The 22,709-nt window shown below is 67.6% G+C and carries 21 protein-coding genes; 12 read left to right on the top strand and 9 right to left on the bottom strand.

What is annotated here, in order from left to right; genetic code table 11:
* Positions 1-43 precede the first annotated feature (43 nt).
* From serC to ON32_RS02920, 3 genes are all read left to right on the top strand, one after another.
* Positions 44-1,168: a phosphoserine transaminase gene (gene serC / locus ON32_RS02930; RefSeq protein ID WP_040788804.1), complete on the top strand. Its 1,125-nt coding sequence runs from the start codon at positions 44-46 to the stop codon at positions 1,166-1,168.
* Positions 1,169-1,452: 284 nt separating this feature from the next.
* Positions 1,453-2,526: a septation protein SepH gene (gene sepH / locus ON32_RS02925; protein WP_040788527.1), complete on the top strand. Its 1,074-nt coding sequence runs from the start codon at positions 1,453-1,455 to the stop codon at positions 2,524-2,526.
* A 234-nt stretch (positions 2,527-2,760) separates the two neighbouring features.
* The gene (locus ON32_RS02920) at positions 2,761-3,522 is read left to right on the top strand and encodes a DUF6928 family protein (protein WP_040788803.1); all 762 of its coding nucleotides are present in this window, start codon (positions 2,761-2,763) and stop codon (positions 3,520-3,522) included.
* Between the two features lie 7 nt (positions 3,523-3,529).
* Here the strand turns inward: ON32_RS02920 and ON32_RS02915 are convergent, their stop codons facing one another.
* On the bottom strand, positions 3,530-3,829 hold the full coding sequence (locus ON32_RS02915; RefSeq protein ID WP_051132796.1) for a DUF2537 domain-containing protein: 300 nt from the start codon (positions 3,827-3,829) through the stop codon (positions 3,530-3,532).
* A 47-nt stretch (positions 3,830-3,876) separates the two neighbouring features.
* Positions 3,877-4,680, bottom strand: a complete 804-nt coding sequence (locus tag ON32_RS02910; protein ID WP_040788526.1) for a TrmH family RNA methyltransferase — start codon at positions 4,678-4,680, stop codon at positions 3,877-3,879.
* Between the two features lie 193 nt (positions 4,681-4,873).
* Between ON32_RS02910 and ON32_RS02905 the strand changes: the two genes are divergently transcribed.
* Entirely contained in the window at positions 4,874-5,275 is a 402-nt protein-coding gene (locus tag ON32_RS02905; RefSeq protein ID WP_217998021.1) for a YccF domain-containing protein, read from the top strand.
* Positions 5,276-5,286: 11 nt separating this feature from the next.
* Here ON32_RS02905 and ON32_RS02900 read toward each other — a convergent pair whose 3' ends face one another.
* Positions 5,287-5,724: a MarR family winged helix-turn-helix transcriptional regulator gene (locus ON32_RS02900; protein ID WP_040788523.1), complete on the bottom strand. Its 438-nt coding sequence runs from the start codon at positions 5,722-5,724 to the stop codon at positions 5,287-5,289.
* Between the two features lie 103 nt (positions 5,725-5,827).
* Here ON32_RS02900 and ON32_RS02895 point away from each other — a divergent pair, with 103 nt between their 5' ends.
* The gene (locus ON32_RS02895; RefSeq protein WP_040788522.1) at positions 5,828-6,067 is read left to right on the top strand and encodes a DUF2530 domain-containing protein; all 240 of its coding nucleotides are present in this window, start codon (positions 5,828-5,830) and stop codon (positions 6,065-6,067) included.
* 68 nt (positions 6,068-6,135) lie between these two features.
* Here the strand turns inward: ON32_RS02895 and ON32_RS02890 are convergent, their stop codons facing one another.
* Positions 6,136-8,193 carry a neutral/alkaline ceramidase gene (locus tag ON32_RS02890; RefSeq protein WP_040788521.1) on the bottom strand — a complete coding sequence of 686 codons (2,058 nt, stop codon included), beginning with the start codon at positions 8,191-8,193 and terminating at the stop codon, positions 6,136-6,138.
* Between the two features lie 114 nt (positions 8,194-8,307).
* Here ON32_RS02890 and ON32_RS02885 point away from each other — a divergent pair, with 114 nt between their 5' ends.
* Positions 8,308-8,943, top strand: coding sequence for a TetR/AcrR family transcriptional regulator (locus ON32_RS02885; RefSeq protein ID WP_040788519.1), 636 nt, complete (start codon positions 8,308-8,310; stop codon positions 8,941-8,943).
* 15 nt (positions 8,944-8,958) lie between these two features.
* Here ON32_RS02885 and ON32_RS02880 read toward each other — a convergent pair whose 3' ends face one another.
* Positions 8,959-11,757 (bottom strand): sacsin N-terminal ATP-binding-like domain-containing protein, encoded by a 2,799-nt coding sequence (locus tag ON32_RS02880; RefSeq protein WP_085995109.1) that lies wholly within the window; start codon positions 11,755-11,757, stop codon positions 8,959-8,961.
* Between the two features lie 104 nt (positions 11,758-11,861).
* The gene (locus ON32_RS02875; protein WP_085995108.1) at positions 11,862-12,884 is read right to left on the bottom strand and encodes a DUF3027 domain-containing protein; all 1,023 of its coding nucleotides are present in this window, start codon (positions 12,882-12,884) and stop codon (positions 11,862-11,864) included.
* Between the two features lie 17 nt (positions 12,885-12,901).
* Here ON32_RS02875 and ON32_RS02870 point away from each other — a divergent pair, with 17 nt between their 5' ends.
* The 3 genes from ON32_RS02870 (at position 12,902) to ON32_RS02860 (ending at position 16,215) form a co-directional block, all read left to right on the top strand.
* Positions 12,902-13,675 carry a glutaminyl-peptide cyclotransferase gene (locus ON32_RS02870; RefSeq protein ID WP_040788516.1) on the top strand — a complete coding sequence of 258 codons (774 nt, stop codon included), beginning with the start codon at positions 12,902-12,904 and terminating at the stop codon, positions 13,673-13,675.
* Between the two features lie 99 nt (positions 13,676-13,774).
* A complete protein-coding gene (locus ON32_RS02865) occupies positions 13,775-15,712 on the top strand; it encodes an MFS transporter (RefSeq protein WP_040788514.1) in 1,938 nt (645 codons plus the stop codon).
* The gene (locus ON32_RS02860) at positions 15,709-16,215 is read left to right on the top strand and encodes a DUF2771 domain-containing protein (protein ID WP_040788513.1); all 507 of its coding nucleotides are present in this window, start codon (positions 15,709-15,711) and stop codon (positions 16,213-16,215) included. Before ON32_RS02865 ends, ON32_RS02860 begins: the two co-directional genes overlap by 4 nt.
* A gap of 61 nt (positions 16,216-16,276) precedes the next feature.
* Here ON32_RS02860 and ON32_RS02855 read toward each other — a convergent pair whose 3' ends face one another.
* Positions 16,277-16,693 carry a cold-shock protein gene (locus ON32_RS02855; RefSeq protein WP_040788512.1) on the bottom strand — a complete coding sequence of 139 codons (417 nt, stop codon included), beginning with the start codon at positions 16,691-16,693 and terminating at the stop codon, positions 16,277-16,279.
* A gap of 201 nt (positions 16,694-16,894) precedes the next feature.
* Between ON32_RS02855 and ON32_RS02850 the strand changes: the two genes are divergently transcribed.
* Positions 16,895-17,146, top strand: coding sequence for a hypothetical protein (locus ON32_RS02850; protein ID WP_040788511.1), 252 nt, complete (start codon positions 16,895-16,897; stop codon positions 17,144-17,146).
* Positions 17,147-17,559: 413 nt separating this feature from the next.
* Positions 17,560-18,231 carry a transglycosylase family protein gene (locus ON32_RS02845; protein WP_040788510.1) on the top strand — a complete coding sequence of 224 codons (672 nt, stop codon included), beginning with the start codon at positions 17,560-17,562 and terminating at the stop codon, positions 18,229-18,231.
* A gap of 163 nt (positions 18,232-18,394) precedes the next feature.
* Here the strand turns inward: ON32_RS02845 and ON32_RS02840 are convergent, their stop codons facing one another.
* Positions 18,395-18,583: a hypothetical protein gene (locus ON32_RS02840; protein ID WP_040788509.1), complete on the bottom strand. Its 189-nt coding sequence runs from the start codon at positions 18,581-18,583 to the stop codon at positions 18,395-18,397.
* A 63-nt stretch (positions 18,584-18,646) separates the two neighbouring features.
* Here ON32_RS02840 and ON32_RS02835 point away from each other — a divergent pair, with 63 nt between their 5' ends.
* Positions 18,647-20,935, top strand: coding sequence for a helicase-associated domain-containing protein (locus tag ON32_RS02835; protein ID WP_040788800.1), 2,289 nt, complete (start codon positions 18,647-18,649; stop codon positions 20,933-20,935).
* An 11-nt stretch (positions 20,936-20,946) separates the two neighbouring features.
* Here the strand turns inward: ON32_RS02835 and ON32_RS02830 are convergent, their stop codons facing one another.
* Complete coding sequence (locus tag ON32_RS02830; RefSeq protein ID WP_040788507.1) at positions 20,947-22,611, bottom strand: DNA repair helicase XPB; 1,665 nt, start codon at positions 22,609-22,611, stop codon at positions 20,947-20,949.
* Between the last annotated feature and the right edge of the window lie 98 nt (positions 22,612-22,709).

Genomic DNA, 22,709 nt, shown 5'->3' with positions numbered 1-22,709 from the left:
GTGTGGTATGTCGCACAGCGACACCACGACTACGCTGTTCGCCATGACCAGTGCGTTCCCGACAATCCCCGACGACATCAAACCCGCGGACGGTCGTTTCGGCTGCGGCCCGTCCAAGGTGCGCCCGGAGCAGTTGCAGTCCCTGGTAGACGTGGGGGCCTCGGTGTTCGGCACCAGCCACCGGCAGAAGCCGGTCAAGGATGTGGTCGCGCGTGTGCGTTCCGGCCTGCGCGATCTGTTCTCCCTGCCCGACGGTTACGAGGTGGTCCTCGGCAACGGCGGCACCACCGCGTTCTGGGATGCGGCCGCGTTCGGCCTGATCCGCGAGCGTTCGCTACACCTGACCTATGGCGAGTTCAGCTCGAAGTTCGCTTCCGTGGCCAAGAAGAACCCATTCATCGGTGAGCCCGTGGTGGTGTCCGCCGAACCGGGTTCGGCGCCCGAGCCGGTGTCCGATCCGTCCGTCGACCTGATCGGCTGGGCGCACAACGAGACCTCCACCGGTGTCGCGGTTCCGGTGCGGCGGCCCGCGGGCTCGGAGAACGCACTCGTCGCCATCGATGCCACCTCGGCCGCGGGCGGTCTACCGGTGGACATCACCGAGGCCGATGTGTACTACTTCGCGCCCCAGAAGAACTTCGCCGCCGACGGCGGCCTGTGGATCGCACTGATGAGTCCGGCCGCTCTGGAGCGGGTCGAGGAGATCAAGAACTCCGGACGGTGGACACCGGATTTCCTGTCGCTGCCGATCGCCATCGACAACAGCGTCAAGGACCAGACCTACAACACGCCCGCGCTGGCCACGCTGCTGCTGTTCGCCGATCAGATCGAATGGTTGAACGGCCACGGCGGATTGGACTGGGCGGTCAAGCGGACGCTGGATTCCTCGTCGCGGCTGTACAGCTGGGCCGAGGCCAGTGAATACGCCACCCCGTTCGTCGCCGATCCGGCGCACCGCTCCCAGGTGGTCGGCACCATCGATTTCGCCGATTCGGTGGATGCCGCCGCCGTGGCGAAGATTTTGCGCGCCAACGGCATCGTGGACACCGAGCCGTATCGCAAGCTGGGCCGCAACCAATTGCGGATCGGAATGTTCCCGGCCGTGGAGCCCGACGATGTAACCCGCCTCACACAGTGCGTGGACTGGGTGGTGGAGAAGCTCTCCTGATCGATTCCGCCGACCGCTCGGCGGATCCGCTCCGAACCGAACCGGGACGGACACCCTCCGAGCAGCGGTTTCGACGACAGGCAATGGGCCGCCGCGCTTTCCGGCGCGGCGGCCCATTGCCTGTTCGCAAACAACTTGGTACGCAAAGGGATAGAGCAGGTTAGCGGTGTGGTGCTGCCGCGGGGTAGATTTCGATGCCGCGTGTCTTGCCACACGAATCCCAGAAGTGCACTACTGTTCCAGAACGTGGGCGGTGTCGCGAGAAGCGCGATGAGGAGGTAACGGTGCGTGAACTTCGAGTGATCGGGGTGACGCCCGACTCCGCCCATATCGTGTGCGTCGACACCGAAAACGGCCAGAAATTCCGGCTTCCCGCCGACGACAAACTACGGGCCGCGGCCCGTGGTGACCTTGCCCGATTCGGCCAGATCGAAATCGAAACGGAAGCCACCATGCGTCCTCGCGATATCCAGGCCCGAATTCGTGCCGGCGCCTCCGTGGAGCAGGTCACCGCGGAATCGGGTCTGCCGGCCAATCGGGTCGAACGTTTCGCCTACCCCGTTCTGCTGGAACGGGCCCGCGCCGCCGAACTGGCCCAGAAGGCACATCCGATCCGGTCCGACGGCCCCGCTGCCGAAATCCTTCTCGATGTGGTGACCGCCGCGTTCACCGCCCGCGGCCACACATTGGAAAACGCCGAATGGGACGCCTGGAAAGACGAAAAAGGATTCTGGGTCGCCCAATTGCAATGGCGAAACGGCCATTCCGAAATCGCCGCGCACTGGCGTTATCAGCCGGATGCGCACGGCGGTACGGTCTCCCCGCTCGATGATCCGGCCGCGGATCTGATCGATCCCGATTTCGGTCGCGCCCTGCGCGGACTCGCGACGATACTACCGTCCGAACCCGAGACACCGCCCGAGCCCGCTCCGGCCGTCGAGGTCCGACGCGAGGTCGCGCCGGCGCCGCGCAGCGCCCCGGTGAGCCGGGCCGCCGAGCAGTACCCCGCGGTCGGGGGCTACTACGAGCAGCGCGCCGTGGCCGCGGGCGGGAGCACCGTTCCCGCGACCGGTGGCGGCGCCGCCGTGACATCGAACCCCACCGCGTCGACCGACACCCGCGCGGAGTCGAGCGGCCGCCCGACGGAAAGCGCCGCCGCGTCGGGCGGTAGGTCGGCCAAGTCCGCCGAGTCCGCCGAACCGCAGACCGCCGGGCCCGAGGACGAATCGGCCACGGCTCCCGAACAACCCGCGAAACCGGCGAACAAGACCAAGCCCGCGTCCCGCGGTAAACGCGGCAAGGCGCCGATGCCCTCGTGGGAGGACGTATTGCTGGGAGTACGCGGCCCCGGCCGCTGACCCGACCTACCGATTCCGCACTCGAATCGGTACCACCGTCCACTTTTTCGGCGCGTTGACCGAGGTGATGGTTCCCTCCGCTCGCGCCTGCGGATAAATTCCTTCCTGCGTCACCGGCGCGGTTCGATCCCGCACGATGCGGTGATCGGGCCGAGTCGCTCCGTATTGCCCATTGTTCGCTCCACACCCATTGTTCGCTCCACCTATTTCGCGTGCGGTCGGGAGGTGCCGGAAATGCTGTGCAGAGTTTCGTCGATCTGGTATGTCGATACCCCCGATCCGGCCGCCGTACTGCGCGCCCATCCCGATCCCGACCCGGCCGCGGCATGGGCCCTGGCCCGACAGCTACACCCCGGCCTGGATATCGCACCGACCACGCGGGGCACCCTCGACCATCACGCGGGCCCGGATATCGACGAGGTCTTCCTCGGCTGCTATCCCGGTCTCACCCTGTTGTGCTCCGCGCAGGCCATTCGTGCCCGGCCCACCGGGCTGCCCGAATTGCTGGTGCGCCCGCTCGCCTCCGAGCACATGTACATGGTGGCCTTCGATACGGCACGGGGTTGGGGAGCGTTCGCGCACTGGGAACGTGGGGAGCTGCGCCGCGCCTTCAGTTCGACCCGGTGGAACATCCTGGAGAACAAGGGACTGCCCCTGGTCTGGGAGCGCCCGTACTGGGCAGGGGAACATCCGGTCCGCCCCCGGCCCGGCGAGATAACCGACCCACTGGCCCTCCCGTACGACCCCATCCTCTTCGCCGATGCCGCCCATCGCGAATGGCTCGGTTTCGGCTATCGAACCACGTCCCGAGAGGAGTCCCGGAAGGAATTGTCCCCGGCCGACATCCCGGTCTGTGGTTTCGCCCTGCGGTCCGAGGACACGGTTCTCGACCACAACGGTCCCGACGATCACCCCACCCCGGGCGGCGGCCGTCGAGGATTGCTGTCCTGGCTGCGCGGACACGATACGGTGCCGGCCACCGGCGGTGACGAATAACCGCGGTTCAGCCGAACACCAGCGCCACCCAGCCGAGCAACACCCCCGCGGCCCCGCCGGCCACTATCCAACGAACCACCGGCACGGCGCGCCATCGCCATGCGGTCGGTGCGACACCACCGGCCGCGATCAGATTCACCAGCGGTGACAGTAGCGGATGCACCTGCGCCAGGGCGGCGCCGAACGCGTACACCGCCACCGCGGTCAAGGCCCCCACCAGTACCGTCACGGTTATCCCCGCGGCCCACGGTGTCGGATCCGGCGGGGGCGGATATCCGGGACGACCCGTGGGCGGCAATACGTTCATCGGGAAAACGTAACTCGGATGGCCGCCGCGCACCGGAGTACGTGTCCTCATGCCGTCCGGGTTCGCTCGTAGAAGGCCAGGGCGGCGGCGGTGGCCACATTGAGCGAATCGGTGCCCCGCGACATGGGAATCCGCGCGCGCACATCGGCCGCCACCATGGTTTCCTCGGTCAGGCCGGGGCCCTCGGCGCCGAGCAACAGCGCCACCCGATCACCGGTCATGGCGGTGGCCAAGGTGTGCGCACCCGGGTCGGGGGTGAGCGCGACGAGTTGGAAACCCCGGCGACGCAGCAACTCCAGTCCGTGCGGCCAGTCCGGTATCCGAACGAACGGAACCCGCAGCACATGCCCCATCGACACCCGTACCGCGCGCCGATACAGCGGATCGGCGCACCGGTCGCCGAAGAGCACGGCGTCGACCCCGAGTCCGGCCGCGTTACGGAAGATGGATCCCAGGTTCTCGTGGTCGTTGACACCTTCCAGCACGGCCACCGTCCGCGCCGTGTCGAGCAACCGCTCGAGGTCGGGTTGCGGGGGGCGCCGCGCCACCGCGAGCACACCCCGATTCAGATGGAACCCGACCACCTCCGCCATCATCTCGGCCGAGGCCCGGTAGTAGGGCACATCGAGCCCGGCGAGGTCGTCGGCCAGTTCTCGCCACCGCTTCTCCACACCGAGCAGGGCATGCGGGGTGAACGGCGAATCCACCATCCGCTGCACCACCACGACCCCCTCCGCGATCACCAACCCCTTACCGCCGGGACGGTCCGGTCGCCGATCCGCCGCTTTCAGATCACGAAAGTCGTCCAGGCGCGGATCGGCGATATCGGCCACATCAACAACCACCGCCACGGCCGCTATCCTGCCAACCCGCTCCCTCGAGTCGGGGCCCGCCCCGGGTTCGGACCGAACGGAGCGAATCGACACCGAAGGGTTCGGGAAAGGTGAGGCTCGGGTCACTCGGCTCGGCCACCCCATCACCGAGTGGCCCCGGCGGAAACTGGCGTAACCTACGCCGTCCCGGCATGCTGGAGAGGTGAAGCCGATCCAATTCGTCCTCAATGTCCTCTGGCTGGTCTTCGCGGGATTCTGGATGTCGCTGGGCTATCTGTTGGCAGCGCTGATCTGCTTCGTTCTGATCATCACCATCCCCTTCGGCGTGGCCGCATTGCGCAATGCGGCCTATGTGTTGTGGCCGTTCGGCCGCACCACGGTGGAGAAGCCGGGCGCGGGCGCGGGTTCGCTGATCGGCAACATCATCTGGTTCGTGGTGGCGGGCTGGTGGCTGGCGCTCGGTCATCTGAGTACCAGCATCGCGCTGGCCTGCACGATCATCGGACTGCCGTTCGCCTGGGCGAATCTCAAGTTGATTCCGCTGGCCCTGTTCCCCCTCGGCCGGGAAATCGTGGACAGCGACGAGGCTTTCGGATACCGGCACGCGCGATAGGACGCGAGCACCTATTCGGATTCGGCGACGATCCCGTTCATGATCTCCACCGCGCGGGCGAGCACATCGAGCTGTTCCTGATCCAGGTGGGACAGCTGCTCGGTCATCCAGGCCTCCCGCGCGCTGGCCTCGTCGAGGAGCAGTTTCTCTCCGGCAGGCGACAGCGAGACGATGATCTGTCGCCCATCGGTCGGATGCGGTGTGCGCGCCACCAATCCCATATCGGTGAGCGAGGCGATCACCCGGGTCATCGAGGGCGGCTGTACCCGTTCTTTCGTGGCCAGCGCGCCGGGGGTCATGGCACCTTCGCGGTGCAGGGTCGCCAGCACCGACAGCTGGGTCAGCGAGATCAGCGAATCCGTACGCCGCCCGCGTAGATGTCGTGTCAAGCGCACCACCGCCAGTGATACCTCACTCGCGAGTGCTCGAACATCCGATGGGGTCGTCACAGTGGTGAACGATACGGGACACCGCTCGTCGAGGGGGCGTTACGACAATCGGACATATCGGGGCCATGTGGCCTGCTTGTGCCACGGGATCTAGGCTGGATTGATGCCCGCACAGGTTCCGCAAATCCCCCCGCGGCTGACCGATCCCCGCCCGGTTCTCGCGATCGGGAGTGCGCTGTGGGCCGTGGCCACCATCGTGGTGTGGCTCGGCGGCGATCGTTGGGAATCCGCGCGACCATTGTGTCTGATGGGTCTGGCCGTGGGGTTGCTCGGCTACACGATATTCCTCGTCCAGCGCCGAGGGGCCCGACGCGGTGACAAGGGCGCGCAGACCGGGTTGTGATACCGGCGGATATCGGGATGGTCCGGCGGTGACGCATCTCGGACCACCTCCGCCGGCCCCTGCCCGGGTCAGGCGATATCGAATTCCGCGCTGGTACCCGTGAACGGCACCAATCCTCCCTCCGGCGCCAACCGGTCGGCGAAGTGTTGGAAGCGATAGCGACCCGGCTCGGCATTGTGCGGGATATCCCAGGTGAACCGGGCGAACGATCCGGCGATCCCTTCTTTGCGCCAGTGGTAGCGCACCGCCCATTCCCCTTCGTTGGCGACACGCACCCATTCGCCGGAGGCGGTGCGCCGCTGTACCTCGAGGAAGGTCCCGCCCCGCCGCGGATTGTGCTTGGGGTGGGCCGAAACGAATTCGACCTCGGCCCGGGCGCCCCGGGGATAGGCAGGCGCCGGCTGGACCGAGACAGCGCCGAACGCGAGCCCGGCAGGGGCGGTGTCGGGTCCGGGAGCAGGGACGAAATTCGGCTGCAGCGCGGAGACATCTCGCGGGGCCGGGCCACGCTCGATCCGTTGCCGGGCGGCGAACGCGGTGGCCAGCCTGGTGAATTCCTGCTGGTAGGCGCAGAGCGTGTACCGCCCGAACAGGGTCGAGGCCCCCTCGTACTGTTGGGCGTCGTATTCCTCCGGTGTGGTCACGTACTCGTGGTAGGCGTTCGCATAGCCCTGCATGAGCACCTGTTCCAAGGAAACACCCAGTGCCTGCGCGACGGCGCGCCGAATCCGCAGTCCGGACACTATGGTGAATTCTCCGCCCGCCGCCGCCAGATACAGTTCACCGATCCGAACCAATTGGATCGGCAGCACATTTGGCACCCAGGGCACCGGCGGCAGCAATCCGAGCGGCGCGGCGATCGCCTTCGGCGCCTGGGCATCGGCCAACCAGGTGGGTGCGGGTCTGCGAGGATCACCCAGCTCTTCCAGGAAGGGGTTGCGCACTCCCTCCGGAATCGGGCCGCCCGGCAGGCCGGGGCCGTCCTCGACACTCCCGGCGACCAGCGAGACCCCGGCGGCGGCGGGCGCGGTGCGCTTGGGTTGGCCGTCGGGGGTGAAGCGGCCGTCGACCGCGATATCGGCGAGATCGATGTAGCAGAGCATGGCGTCGACGGGGCCGGAGATGGACCGGGCCGCGGCCACCGCGTTCTTCGCCGCTCGATACTGCCGTTCGCCGATGATGCGGGTGTTCTCGAATTCGTCCTCGGTGGGGCCGGATCCGGGCCGCAGATTCAGATTCGGCGACATGTCCCCGGCATTGGTCTGCGCAAAGGCCGCGACGAAATCCGGCGCGCCGTCCAGGTATCGCACGCCGTATTCGGTGTGTTCGAAACTGAACGATGCGAAACCCTTGTTGTCCGAACTGATCAGCCGGTTCTGGTTGGTCATGGACGTGTTGTGCGTGGCGAACCAGGTGATCACGCCGACCGGTTTGCCGCCCCTGCTCAGCGACAGGGCGGTGACGGCCGGGTCGATGGCGTCGGGGAAATGGCGTTTGTCCTCGTCCGGATTGCGGTCGAAGGCGACCCGCGAGCGGTTGACGCTGGCGTCGTGTAGTTCGGCGCGGCCCAGGGCGAGTTCGCCCGGCGCGAGGTCGGCGTGGGCCGCTGCGATCGCCTCCACTATGCCGTTCACCTCGGCGTCGTACACCTGCTGCTGGAAGCCGAGAATGGACAGGTTGTAGGCGTAGTCGTGACTGGACCCGCCACAGGTGGCGTGGGAATGCGTGGAGGTGAGCACAACATTCTGCTCGGTGTAGAGATCACCGAACCGGCGCGCCAGTTCCAGCAACACCCCGCGATGCACCGACTGGAAGATCATGCCGTTCTCCGCGACGACGAAGACGATCCGGGACTCGCCCGCGACGATGATGTACGCGCGTGCCCGCGGACGCAGATGTATTCCCGCCGTGGTCTGCTCGAGTTGGGAGTAACCCATCATTCCGCATTCGGCCGCCGGACCGGTGATATCCGAGATGCCGACGCCGATGAGATATCCATCAGACGCCGCGTTCGCTCTCGCTCCGAACGCGGCCGGAGCGAGAGCCGGGCCGGCCACGGGCACCGCTGCCAGCGCGGCGGAACCCGCGACCGTCCGGGTGAGCATTGTCCTACGCGTCACAGCCACGACGGCCTCCTCTCGGTTTGCAGGGCAGCGAACCACACATTTGGACAATCGTCCAGTCCGGTGATTTCGGTCCGGGAATTGACTGTTCGCGCCGCGGGCGCTTAACTCGCTCAGGTGTCCACCCGATTGAGCGTCGAAGAACGACGGGCCCACCTTATCGAGGCCGCGATCGGCCTAGCCGAAAAAAAGGGAGTCGCGGGCGTGACCACGCGAGACGTCGCCCAGGCGGCCGGCGTCTCGCTCGGAGTGGTGCACTACTGCTTCGAGAACAAGGACGCCCTGATGACCGAATTGGTCAAGGCGTTATCGATGGAGCTGCGCGATTCCGTCGATGCCAACGACACCGTGTGGCAGAGCACCGGCACCGGCCTCGACGCCCTGCGCGAACTGGTGCGCGCGGGACTGGAACTGATGTGGCTCAATGTGGAGGCCACCCCGGAGCGACAGCTGCTCACCTACGAGACCACCACCTACGCCCTGCGCGAAGGGGAACAGACACCCGCGAAACTCGCCATCGCGCGAGAACAGTACACATTCAACGATTCCACGGTCGCCGACATCCTCGAGCATGCTCGCGTCGCCACCGACTGTCGTTGGACGGTACCGGTGCGCACCCTGTCGCGCTTCACCCTCAATGTGATCGATGGGCTGGTGCTGCGCTGGCTGGTGGACAACGACAGCGAAAGTGTGCGTGGCCAATTGGACCTGCTCGGCGAGACACTGATGCAGCACGCGGAGGCCAATACCTAGCGGTATCCGCGCCGCTCAACCCTCCGGACGCGGACGCCGCAGATGTGTGGTCGCGCTGTCCTGCCACCACGGCACCGATACCGTGCGCTGCACCGCACCGTGTAGCCGCACCCGCAGGTCGTCGTGCACCACCAGAGGCCCGTCCGGTGCCGGTAGGGCGAACATTCGGCGCAGCACGACACCCAATGGCTCATCCGACCAGGTGGTTTCGTAACCGGCGTCGAGAATTTCCACGGTTACGCTCTCCGAGACCAGCGGCAGATCCAATAGGGTGGCCAATTCGGCGGCGGAATCCGGATCGCCCACCACCAACCGATCGGGCGGCACCGCGAGACCGAAACACGGCCGGTCCAGTACCAGCGCATCCGCCGCGTCGATCACCGCACCCGATAGTGCCCGCACCCGATCGGGCGGGTCGACAGCGGTGAGATCCAGCTGCGACACCACCGCGGCCAGCCGGGCGTGCACCAGCGAAACGGTCTCGGGGGACGGCGTTCTCGCGGGGTCGGCGAGCGCGGTGAGCAGGGCGGTGGCCAACTCGGTATCAATATCCCGTGGATCGGCCAGACTCGCCCGCAGCACATCGAGGTCCGCGCGCGACAGCCCGGTGATCGGCAGTTCCGGGAGCAGTCCGGCGAACTCGACGTCTCCGGGATGGCGATACCGGCCCAGCGGGATACCATCGATGCGGGCATATCGGCGCAACCACCAGGCCGTATAACCATCCCGGTCCGCGAGCAAGGCCCGGGTGCGCTCCTCGGACAGCAACCGCCACAACGCCTCCGGCCACGCGGCGTCGTCCACCAGATCCAGATCCCGAACCGCGACCAGTTCCGGCGGGTCCTCGGTCAGACCGGCCCACCACGTTTCCTCGTCGTCGAGATGATGGTCGGGACCGGTCGGATCCGTTTCGGAGACGATCCCGAAATCCCAGCCGACCCCGATCGCACGCAGTGCGTCCGCACCGTACCGGTCGACGATATCGGCCGCCACCATACCCAAGGGCGAATCCGATACGAGCAGTTCGGCCAACGGAGCGCCCGGCAACAACAGCTCATCGGCCGGTCGGAGTTCACCGGTGTCGTCGGGTATTTCGAGCAGGCCCAGCCAGTCGGGCAGCGCGTCGGTCTCGACCGAGGCCGCCAGGCGCAAAACCGCGTCCATCGTCTCGGGGTCCCCCGGTCGATCGGTCAGTTCGACCCGCAGACCGGGATCGGACAGCAGTTCCGCGGCCGTAGCCTGCCGGGCACCCAACCGGGCCAGGAGCGGATGCGCCGCCTCGGGGTGCACCAACCGCGCCCAGCGCACCGGAACCGGCTCGCGCAGTCGATCGTCGAGCACCACCGTGCGCGGACCGGTGACCACCCGGCCGTCGGCCAACGGAACCGCGAGGGCGCCCAGTTCCTCGACCGCGAGCCGGTCGACGGCGAAGGGCTCCAACGCGGCATACAGCGCATACCACCAGCGCGGCGGCCGATCGAGCCCGCCGGACAATTCGGCGATCCGAGCCGGCCCGAGACGATGCACGTCGAGCACCGACAACGCCTCGGCGTACCGACGCCCGGACAGACTCGGCGGCACCAGGGGACCGACCACACCGACGAGCAGTTCGGCCAGTTCCTCGGTGAGATCGGGAAATACACTCGCCCGGGTCGGAACGGACGTCCCGTACCGCACGGTACCGCGCCTGCCCGCTGCCGACTCCACCGTTGGCTCGGCACGGTCGATACCGGTCGCCGCGTCGTCGGATTCGTCCACCATAACCGGCAGCCACGACTTTTCCCGCAACTCCCGAACGATGGCCTCCCGCAACAGTCCATCGACCTCGCCGCGCGCGAAACCGGGCGTCGGGACCAGCACAAGCCGATCCTCCGGTGGTAACGCCCGCGCGAAATCGGCGTATCCCGCAACGATCTCGTCGATCCGGGCACCGGGCAACAGGCGACGACGATCCGGCTGCATCGAAATATCGGCGACCAGTAGCGCGGGTAGGGACAGCTCCTCGTCGGAACGGGTCGGGGCCCGCAACACATCCGGGGCCGCCGACACCGGCGCACCGTCACGTACGGGGAGCAGCCATCGCGCACGCGCCGTGCGGAACTGCCACCATATGCGCTCGGACCCGAAGCCGCTGATCCGTAGTTCGCTCACGCCGGAGGTACCCAGGCCCCGCGTATGGGCGACCAGTTCCTCCGCACCGATCCGAATACTGTGCAGCGCGGGCAGTTCCAGCAGTAGGTCGACCGCCTCCCGACGCATGGCCGCCGACAGTTGTTCGACATCCACCTCGTCCCGTAGGCGCAACACCACCTCGGTATCGGCGCCGGGGGCCGGTTCCGTCGAAACCGGCCAGGCCAGCCGCAATACGGGTGGCGCGAAATTCGCGGCGGCCGAACCCTCCGGAACCGATATCCCCGCTCGACGCAGTGTCTGCCGAGTGCGGTTGCGCGAGAAACACAGCGACCCGCTGGTGGAACGTAATTCGATCTCGTCGCTCACGGTGAGCACCGCGGTGAACCCCACCCCGAATCGACCGACAGCGCCGGACGTATCGCTTTTCCCGGAAGCGCGTAGTGCGGTCAGCGCATGCACCCCGGAGCGGCTCAGGGGCGCGCCGGTGTTCGACACCGACAGCATCCGTCCGTCGAACCGGATCGCCAACCGTCCGGGCACCCCGGCCGCGGTGGCCGCATCGGCGGCGTTCTGCGCCAACTCGGTGAGCAACCGATCCCGATATCCGGCCCGCACCAGATCCGCCTCGGCGGCCGCGTCCTCCCGCAACCGGGTCGGCGAGTCCCGCCATGCCGTGAGCACCGCGGCCCGCAGCCGCGCCGTATCGAAGGGATCGGGTATTCCCGTCCCGTCGGAGGCATCGAAGGCATCCGGCCCGGCCGATATGTCCGAGTCGGATCGCTCGCTCAGGCCGTCTCCGATGATTCGGGCGTAACCGGGCTCCGATCCGAATCCTCACCGGCGGACGCGGTGTCGTCCCGCTCCGCCCCGGTGGGCCCCCCGGCACTCGCCTCCCCGGCGGTCCCGGTCGCTTCCTCCGGCGCGGCGATGGTCGGTTCGACATCCGACCTCGACTCGGTCTCGGGTGTGGCCTCCGCCGACTCGGCTCCGGACACGGCCTCGCCCTGCTCGGCGGCCGACTCGCTCGCCTCGTCGTCCTGCGCCCGCCGCTCGGCCCGCAACGTATCGGTGGGGATCACCTCGATTGCCGCATCGTCGTATGCCTCGTACAACGGCGACCCCGAACCGGCGGGCGGAGGAGTATCCGAATGCGCGCCACACCCGTACTCGGCATGAACCACGTGCCCATCGGCGCCCATGGCATTGGCGCAAACCCCGAACGCGGCCCGCAACGCACCGGCCAACGGTAGGTAGAAACCACAGGTGCCGCAGGTGCCGGATGCCGCCCGGGCCATCTCGGTATCCGGACCGTACTCGGCGTACCAGCGTTCGGCGGCTTCCGCGCGACCCTCCGGACTCAGCACCTGCCTGCGGCCGAGACCGACCTCGTAGGCGACCTCGTCCACCTCCGGATCACCGGTCGCGGTGTAACCGGGCACCAACCGCGGATCGTTCGGCGGCGGGGCCAGCAGATCACCGGGAGCGAGGTCCCCGGGCCGGATTCGCTGCTCCCACGGCACGAACTCCGGTGCGATCAACGCGTCGGGGCCGGGAAGCAGGGCGGATTCGCTGACCGTGGCATGGTCGGCATCCGTCGGCGCCGCGACCACCACCGCCCACTGCCATCCGCGATAACCGGGCAATGTGGCCGCGAACCGATGGGTGGCCGAGTACTCGTCCTCACCCGTGACACCGAGATACTCCCCGACCCCGGCCGGCTCCAGCTCCAGGAGCGCACGGCGGGCCAGGTCCACGGCCTCAACCAATATCGGCCGCACACCGGAGTCCGAAACAGGTACTGCGCTCACAGGCTATATTTTGCCGCATGAGGCGCAATCGCCGTGCGTGGGCCGTCGCGGGATTGATTTTTTTGCTCGGAACGGCCGCATGCGGCGATGTCGAAAGCCGGTCACCACGGCTGACCGTGCAGGTACTGCACACTTATCCACACGACCGGACGGCATTCACACAGGGCCTGGAAATCGCCGGCGATGTGCTGTACGAGAGCACCGGTATGACGGGTCACTCCGGTGTGCGCGCCATCGATCGCCCCACCGGCGCCGAACTGGCTCGCGTCGAGCTGACCGATCCGTATTTCGGTGAGGGCGTGACCCGGGCGGGCGATACGCTCTGGCAACTCACCTGGACCGAGGGCGTGGCCTACGCCCGCGATCCGAAGACGCTGGTCGAACGCGCCCGTGTCCGTTACGAGGGCGAGGGCTGGGGGCTGTGCACCCGGGCGGGGCGACTGGTCATGAGCGATGGTTCGGCCACCCTCACCTTCCGCGATCCGGACAGTTTCGCGGTAACCGGCTCGGTCACCCTGACCGACCACGACTCTGCACGGTTGAACGAGTTGGAGTGCGCGGACGACGGCTCGGTCTACGCCAATGTCTGGCCGACCGACCGGATCCTGCGCATCGATCCCGATACCGGCCGTGTACTGGCCGATATCGATGCGAGTGGTCTGCTCCCCGCCACGGAACGGGCGCGCACCGATGTCCTCAACGGAATCGCCCAGATCCCCGGTACCGACCGTTTCCTGCTCACCGGAAAGTATTGGCCGACGATTTTCGAGGTCCGTTTCGTACCGGCGTGAACCGCCGCGCGCGATGCCGGGCACGAGATGCGTCATCGCGGCCGGCGGCTCGGGCAGGGTGTAATCCCGCGTTACCGCGCGTAGGACAGAATTGAGGGTGTGACCACTCCCCGCGAGCCCTCCGGTTCCGATCGCGGTCGGTGGGACGCCGCCGAGTATCCGCCATCGCAGCGGCATCCGGGATACGACCGCTACCCGCCGCCGAACGTGCCCCGGCGCAACCGGGACGCCGACCCCGATCGCCCGGGACCGCCGCGCACCCGTCGTCTACCCATCGCCGAGTACGAACAGGGCCGAGCCGAGTACGAACAGGGCCGATACGCTCACGACCGGAACTCGCAACCGGACCCCGCAGCCGAGCAGCGCAATATCGCGCGGCGACCCGGCAGATTCGCCCGACTCTTCGGCGCCTCCGCCGCGGACGATCCGCCGGCGGCGCGCACCGGACGATCAACCGATCTCCCCCCTCGAGACTCCCGCACCGATTCCGCCGGCCGTGGCCACTACAACGATCCGCCCGCCGACGACCCGACCGGCGCCCCGCCGACCCGACCGTACGAGACGGTCGGGTCGCCCACCCGTGTCGATTCCCCCGGTGCGCGCCGCATCCCGCGCAAACTCACCGTCACCCGGGTCGCCGCCATGCGGGGCCGGGAACTCACCGAGAAGGGCATTGCCACCTTCCAACGAGCGGCCAAGGCCGACGGCGCCGACAAATCCGGACTCACCGCGCTGACCTACGCCACCATGGCGAATTTCGCCCTCGATGCGGCGATCGCGGTGGCCCTGGCCAATACCCTGTTCTTCGCCAGTGCCACCGCCGAGAGCAAAACCAAGGTCGCGCTGTATCTGCTGATCACCATTGCCCCGTTCGCGGTGATCGCCCCGCTCATCGGCCCGATGCTGGACCGCCTGCAGCGGGGCCGCCGACTCGCCCTGGCGTCCTCCTTCGCACTGCGGGCGGTGGTGGCGGTGGTATTGCTCATCGATTTCGACAGCTGGGCGTTGTACCCACTGGCCCTGTGCATGATGGTGCTCAGCAAATCGTTCGCCGTGCTCAAGAGCGCGGTGACCCCCCGGGTGCTGCCGCCGGGTATCGATCTGGTTCGCACCAACTCCCGCCTGACGGTATTCGGTCTGGTCGGCGGCACTCTCGGCGCCGGGGGTGTGGCCGGTGCGGCGGCCGCGCTGTTCGGTTCGGGGGGCGCATTGTGTCTGGCGGTGGTGATCGCCGTCGGCGGGACCTATCTGAGCCTGCGCATCCCCCGCTGGGTGGAGGTCACCGAGGGCGAGGTTCCTGCCACCCTCGGCTACCACGCGCACGATCCACATACCGAGGTGTTGAGCCGGGAACGGGAAACCACCGTACCGCCGCGCAAACGCCGACAACCGTTGGGCCGGGAGGTGGTCACCGGTCTGTGGGGTAACAGCGCCATCCGGGTACTGACCGGGTTTTTGACCTTCTATGTGGCGTTTGTCGCCAAGGCCACCGAACATCGCCCGGTCCAACAGGCCGCCATGCTCGGATTGGTCGGCGCGGCGGCCGCCATCGGCAACTTCGCCGGAAACGCCACCGGCGCCCGCCTGAAACTGGGCCGGCCCGCCCTGATCGTGCTCAACTGCACGGCCGGATGCACGGTCGTGACGCTGTTCGCGATATTCGCAGACAGTTTGTTCGGCGCGGCAGTGGCCGCCCTGGTCGCCGCGGGAGCGAGCGCATTGGCAAAGGTCTCCCTGGACGCGGCCATTCAGGATGATCTGCCACCGGAGTCGATTGCGTCCGGTTTCGGCCGGTCGGAGACGGTGCTGCAACTCAGTTGGGTGATCGGTGGTGCGGCCGGGGTGCTGTTGCCCACCGACTACTGGAAAGGTTTCGCGGTGGTCGGCGCGGTACTCGTACTCGGCCTGGTCCAGAGTGTGCTGAGCTATCGCGGCCACTCCCTGCTGCCCGGGCTGGGTGGCAACCGTCCCCAGCACGCGGAACAGGAAATAACCGTGCCGCTATCCGACATTCCCCGAGGAGATTCCATCCGGTGAGCACATACAACGTCCGCACGACCGTCGCGCTGATCACGGCCGGGTTCCTGGTTCTCGTGGCCGCCACCGTGGGTGTGGTGTGGGCGCAGGTACGCAATGCCGAGCCGCATGATCCCGAGATCACCGCATATGCCCACGGCACCACGGTGACGGTGCCGCCGTTCATGTACTGCACGGTGCAGATGCAGGACTGCCGCTACGGTGAGACGGTATCGCTCGAGGTCCCCGCCGAGTATCCGCTGCAACTGTCGCTACCGGATCAGGTGGTGGACGCGCCGTGGCAGATGCAACAGATCTACGTGTTGCCGTCCGGTGACGAGATCGGCCGTGCGATCGATCACACCGCATTTCCGGAGGGCACCCGCGCCATCACCGTGCAATCCCGACCCGAGCCGGACCTGCGGTTGATCGGAGTGGAGCTGCAGTTGCCCATCCTCGCAATCGATGAGACCGGTCGGGAGTTCACCGTCCCGCATGCGGTGTGGTCGATCAAGACCGCTTGATGAATCCCGGGTCACGAGGGCTCGACCCGCACCGCCGAAAGCGGTGCGGGTGGGAGCGGACTCAGCGATCGAGTTCGCGCGCCACGGCGCGGACCACCTCGGAGATGCGCTGCGCGGTCTTGCGATCGGGGTAACGGCCCTTACGTAGATCGGGCTGAACCTTCGCCTCCAGCAGGGTGATCATGTCCTCCACCATGCCGTGCAGCTCGTCCGGTGTGTGTTTGCGGACGGGCTCCTTACGCGCATGGCGTTCCTGATTCTGCCGCAACGACGGCGGCGTCTCCAGGAGTTTCAGGCTCAGCGCCTGTGGCCCGCGACGCCCCGCGGCCATCCCGAACTCCACGCGCTGGCCGGGCTTCAGGGAATCGATACCCTGCGGCAACGCGGACGAGCGGACATACACGTCCTCACCCTCGTCCTGGGAAAGGAAGCCGAAGCCCTTTTCCACGTCGTACCACTTCACCCTGCCGGTTGGCACTGTGCTCACCCGTTCGTTTATCCGGAACCCGAAGCGTGGCGCCGCGGGCACACCAGTCCGTGGGGCACCACCCGGCCGGAGCCTACGGTAGAGCCCGCAACTACTCGTAAAGAACGCGCCCCACAGGTATGCAGGACGCGTGTTGCACAAGAGTCTACCCCGGTGCGCTCGGCGCCAGCACATCAGTTTTACCGTCGAGCGATGAGCAATCCCGCCGAACCGCCGCATTCCGGATCATCGTCTCCCCGACCCCGATCCTCGGGCAATTGGCTGCTGTATCTCGCTCTCGGACTGTTCACGCTGGGGTTACTGGCGATCGTCGCGATCTTTCTCACCCCGGTCATCACGGACACGGAGCCGGGTCTGTGGCTGTACCTGGGCGCAATGTTGGCACCGGTGGGCTTCGTCATGGCGTTGATCTTCACGCTGCGTTCCGGCCGTCGGGTCCGGTGACCGAGCGAAGCGGCCATATCGCGCGAAGCGGTCGATAGGGCAGGGTTACCCACGCTCCGACACCCGAAATACGACTGTGATCCTTATCACATAACAACCCGATAACGAAGCGACCTGTGAGCCCCGTCATGCCGGCTATATCGCCACTAGCTGCACAGAAGCAAATGCGGCTCCTCGAGATCGGCCCGCAACCCATCCGCACACACCGGTTACCAAATAGTGATTTTTCGCGACGTTCGTCGTACCGTCTTAGCCAGCCGGGACACCCGGCCCACCGGCCCGCCGCACCGAGCCTCGCCCCGCGGGTACCGGATCCCAAACGGAACGAGGGGCGAGGGCGGGACGGGCACCCTCTCAGTCCGAACCCGAACGAACTACCTCGCAGGTGCGTACGAGAGGAAGACGAACCCGACATGAGTGGACGCCATCGCAAGCCAACCACCACCGGTCGCACCGTGGCCAAGGTCGCCGTCACCGGCGCCATGATCGGCACCGCCGGTGTGACCCTCGCTGGTAACGCCAGCGCGGCACCCGACTCCGACTGGGATCGACTCGCGCAGTGTGAAGCCGGGGGCAACTGGGCCATCAACACCGGCAACGGCTACCAGGGCGGCCTGCAGTTCTCGCCGAGCACCTGGCGAGCCCACGGTGGCGGCGAATTCGCCCCGACCGCCAACCAGGCCACCCGCGAACAGCAGATCGCAGTGGCCGAACGAGTTCTCGCCTCGCAGGGTTGGGGTGCCTGGCCGGGCTGCTCCTCCAAGCTGGGCCTGACCAGCAGCGCCACCCCCCGGGAAGCCCCCGAGACCAAACTCGTGGAGCGGAACACCCCGCGGCCGCAGGCCGCCGCTCCCCAGCAGCAGACCCAGGCCGCCCCGCAGCAACAGCAGCAGCAGGCCCCGGCCACCGAAAGCCAGGAAGTCTATGCCGCTGTCGACCGCGCTGTCGCCGCGGTCCAGGCCCAGGGCATCCAGATCCCGCAGCCGGCCCTCGACCTCTTCAACGCCGTCAAGGCGAACAACACCCAGCTCGATCCGGCGGTCGTCGACTTCTTCCAGGCCAACAAGGGCCTGCTTCCTTCCTGAACCGCCCGCTCTCGAAATCACGACAAGAGCCCCGCATCATCGATGCGGGGCTCTTTCGCCATATGGACGGATTCGGACACACCTCCACAGATATCCCACCCGGTGGTCGAGGCCCGAGGGGCCCCGACTCACACCGCCGCCGAGCGGCGTCATCGCACGCTTCTCAGCGGTTGACGACCGTACGCGGGTGCAGGTACGGCAACTGCTCGGCATCGAGCGGGAATTCGGTCTCCTCGCCGAAGGGAGAGAGGTTGCCGGATCGGGTCGACGACAACTCGGTGACCGCGTGCTCACCATCGGCCACCTCGGGCCAGCCATTGTCGACATAGCGTTTCTTCGATTTGTTCACCACGGGGTCATTCTGGCATGTCAACGACCGCCGCCCATGCGGTGGCGGCCACGTAGTCTGGATCGGATGACCGGGACCGACTCTCTGGCCGCCTGGCTCGGCGGCCGAACCGACGCACAGCTGGTGACCTTGCTCGAGCGCCGGCCCGATCTGGCGGTGCCCCTGCCGTCCTCGATGGCGGTGCTCGCCGCTCGGGCCGAACAACGGGCCTCCGTCCTACGCGCCGCCGAGGACCTCGACACCCTCGAATTCGCCATTATCGAGATCCTGGCCGTTCGGACCTCCGCCGGAGCCGCGGCCCCGACCCGTCAGGAATTGAAGAAGGAGCTGCGCGATCGGGCCCGGGCCGCGGCCGTGGATGCCGCCCTGGACCGATTGACCGACCGAGCTCTGCTCTGGTGCGACGGTGACAGCGGATTGCGTCCGGTGTCCACGGTCGCCGAGGCGCTGCCGTGGCCGATGGGCAGCGCCACCGAACTTCCCGACGAACTCACCGAGCCGGAGGTGACGGCCGCTCTCACCGAACTGGCCCCGGCCGAACGCGCGCTATTGGACAAGTTGGCGACCAACGGTCCACGTGGTCGCACCCGCGACGCCGCGCCGGAGACCCCACCGGAGCGTCCGGTCCAGCGGCTGCTGGCCCGACGGCTGCTGCATCGGATCGACGACGAAACCGTGGAGCTGCCCCGCACAGTCGGTCAGGTGCTGCGTCACGAACCGGTCATCGACCCCCATGTCCTCACCCCGCCCGAACCCGTACCGGTCGGCCACACCGAGGCCGAGGTGAACGGCACCGCGGCCGGTGAGGTCGGGGAACTGCTGCGACACTGCGCCGCGATCATCGATGTGCTGGGCCAGGCTCCCGCGCCGGCCCTACGGGCCGGTGGGCTCGGTGTCCGAGAATTACGTCGGGTGGCCAAGGCGGCGGGGATCGACGAGTCACGCGCCGCCCTGTTGGTGGAACTGCTCGCCGCGGCGAAACTGATCGGCAGAGGTCTGCCGGACCCGGCGCCCGCCCTCGACAGCACCGACGATTTCTGGGCGCCGACCCCCACGGCGGATGCCTGGCAGGCGGCGTCGACCGCGCACCGCTGGACTCAGCTCGCGACGGCCTGGCTCGACCTGGACCGGTGTCCGTGGATGATCGGTATGCGCGACGCCAACGACAAACCGCTGGCGGCGCTGGCCGCCGAACTTCGGGTGCCGCATGCCGTCCGCGACCGACACGCGATCCTCGATGTCCTGGCCGAATACCCCGCCGGCACCGAACTCGACCCCGCCGATATCTCCCGGGTGCTGGCCTGGCGCGCCCCGCGGCGACGCAGGCACTACCGCCGTGAGGTGGTGGAGCACACCCTGAACGAAGCAGCCGCCCTGGGTCTCGTCGGCCGGGGCGCCCTCAGCGCACCGGGGCGGGCGCTACTGCACGATGCGCCGGACAATGTCGCCGCGGCCGAGGCCGCCATGGAAACCGCGCTCCCCGACCCCGTCGACCATGTGTTGGTGCAGGCGGATCTGACGGTGATCGCCCCCGGACCGCTCACCGCCGAACTCCAGCAGCGGATCGAACTGGTGGCCGATGTGGAATCGGCCGGCGCCGCGACGGTCTACCGGATCGGCGAGAACTCGGTGCGCCGGGCCCTCGACACCGGTCTGACCGCGGCCGAACTGCACGCCCTGTTCGATAGGCATTCCCGCACCCCCGTACCGCAGACCTTGTCCTATCTGATCGACGATGTGGCCCGCCGCCACGGCCGGCTGCGGGCCGGTATGGCGCAGTCATTCGTGCGCAGTGACGATGCGACCCTCCTGGCCCAGGTCCTGGCCTCACCCGTGGCCGAGGATCTCGCCCTGCGCGGTATCGCGCCGACCGTCGCCATATCGCAGGCCCCGCTGGGCGAATTGCTGGAGCGGCTCCGGACGGCCGGTTTCACACCGGCCGGGGAGGACGCGGCCGGAATGATCGTGGATCTGCGCGGGCGCGGCGCCCGGATCACCGTGCGCCAACCGACGCGGCAGCCCTACCGTCCGGCTCCCCCGAGCACCGAACAACTACAACTCCTGGTCGCCGAACTACGGGCGGGGGAACGCGCCGCGAGCGCGACGGGTGGACGGACGGTGCGCACCGATGGCACCCGGACCGGGGCGGCCGCGACCCTGGCGCTGCTGCAATTGGCGGTCCGGGGCCGCCGATCGGTGAACATCGGCTATGTGGACGCTCGCGGGGTGGCCATTCAGCGAGTGGTCGAACCGGTCCGGGTGGGCCACGGCCAACTCGACGCCATGGACCCGGTGACCGGTACGGTGCGGCAGTTCACCCTGCACCGCATCTCCTCGGTCGCTCTCCTCGACTGACCGGCCGTCGTTCAGTCCGAACCGATGGTCGGTCCCAGAAGGTCGTCCGCATCGGTGATGCGATACGCGTAGCCCTGCTCGGCGAGAAACCGCTGCCGATGGGCGGCGTACTCGGTGTCGAGGGTGTCGCGGGCGACAACGGAATAGAAATGTGCCTGTCCGCCGTCGTATTTGGGTCGCAGCAACCGGCCGAGCCGCTGGGCCTCCTCCTGCCGGGAACCGAAGGTGCCCGATACCTGTACCGCCACCGACGCCTCCGGCAGATCGATGGAGAAGTTGGCCACCTTGCTCACCACCAGCACCGGAATCTCACCTCGACGGAAGGCGTCGAAAAGCGCTTCGCGTTCCTTGTTCCTGGTGGAGCCCTGAATCACCGGGGCGTCGAGGGCCACGCCCAACTCCTCCAACTGTTCCAGATACGCGCCGATCACCAGGGTCGGCGCGTCCGGGTGCCGGGCCAGGATGGATTCCACCACGGCGATCTTGGTGCGCGCGGTGGAGCACAGCTTGTACCGCTCCTCCGGTTCCGCGGTCGCATATGCCATCCGCTCGGCATCGGTGAGCGTGACCCGCACCTCGATACATTCCGCGGGTGCTATCCACCCTTGTGCCTCGATGTCCTTCCACGGCGCGTCGTAGCGTTTGGGGCCGATCAGCGAGAACACATCGCCCTCGCGGCCGTCCTCGCGAACCAGGGTCGCGGTGAGTCCGAGCCGGCGCCGGGACTGTAGATCGGCCGTCATCCGGAATACCGGCGCGGGCAGCAGATGCACCTCGTCGTAGATCACCAGACCCCAGTCCCGGCTGTCGAAGAGCTCCAGATGCCGGTACTCACCCTTGGTGCGTCGGGTGATCACCTGGTAGGTGGCGATGGTGACCGGGCGGATCTCCTTGCGATCGCCGGAGTACTCCCCGATCTCGTCCTCGGTCAGCGAGGTGCGGGCCAGCAGTTCCCGGCGCCACTGCCGCCCGGCGACGGTATTGGTGACCAGGATCAACGTGGTGGCCTTCGCCTTGGCCATGGCCGCCGCCCCGACCATCGTCTTTCCCGCGCCACACGGCAGCACCACCACCCCGGATCCACCGGCCCAGAACGAGTCGGCGGCCATCTCCTGGTAATCGCGCAACCGCCAGTGGCCACCCGCGTAGTCGAGCTCGATGGGATGCGCCTCACCGTCCACATAACCGGCCAGGTCCTCGACGGGCCAGCCGATCTTGAGCAATAGCTGTTTGATATGACCCCGTTCGGACGGGTGCACCACGACGGTGTCGTCATCGATCCGGGCGCCGAGCATGGGCGCGACCTTCTTGTGCCGCAGTACCTCCTCCAGAACCGCCCGATCCAAACCGACCAGGGTGAGACCGTGCGCGGGATGTTTCACCAACTGCAGCCGGCCGTAGCGGGCCATGGTGTCGACGATGTCCACCAGCAACGGCTGCGGCACCGCGTACCGCGAATAGCTGACCAGTGCGTCCACCACCTGCTCGGCGTCGTGCCCCGCCGCCCGGGCGTTCCACAACGCCAGCGGCGTGATCCGGTAGGTGTGCACATGCTCGGGCGCCCGTTCCAGTTCCGCGAACGGGGCGATGGCCTGCCGGGCGACATCGGCCAGTTCATGGTCGACCTCGAGCAACAGCGTCTTATCGCTTTGTACGATCAGCGGGCCATCTACCACGAGAACTCCTCCTCTGCCGTTCCCCATTGTTGCCGAACCCTCCGACACACCGATGCATTCCGCGCCCCGGGAGCCTCTGGGGCCGGGCCGGCACTCGC

This window comes from Nocardia paucivorans NBRC 100373, assembly GCF_000308675.1.
Taxonomy (GTDB): Bacteria; Actinomycetota; Actinomycetes; order Mycobacteriales; family Mycobacteriaceae; genus Nocardia; species Nocardia paucivorans.
This window is presented reverse-complemented; position numbering and strand designations above follow the sequence as displayed.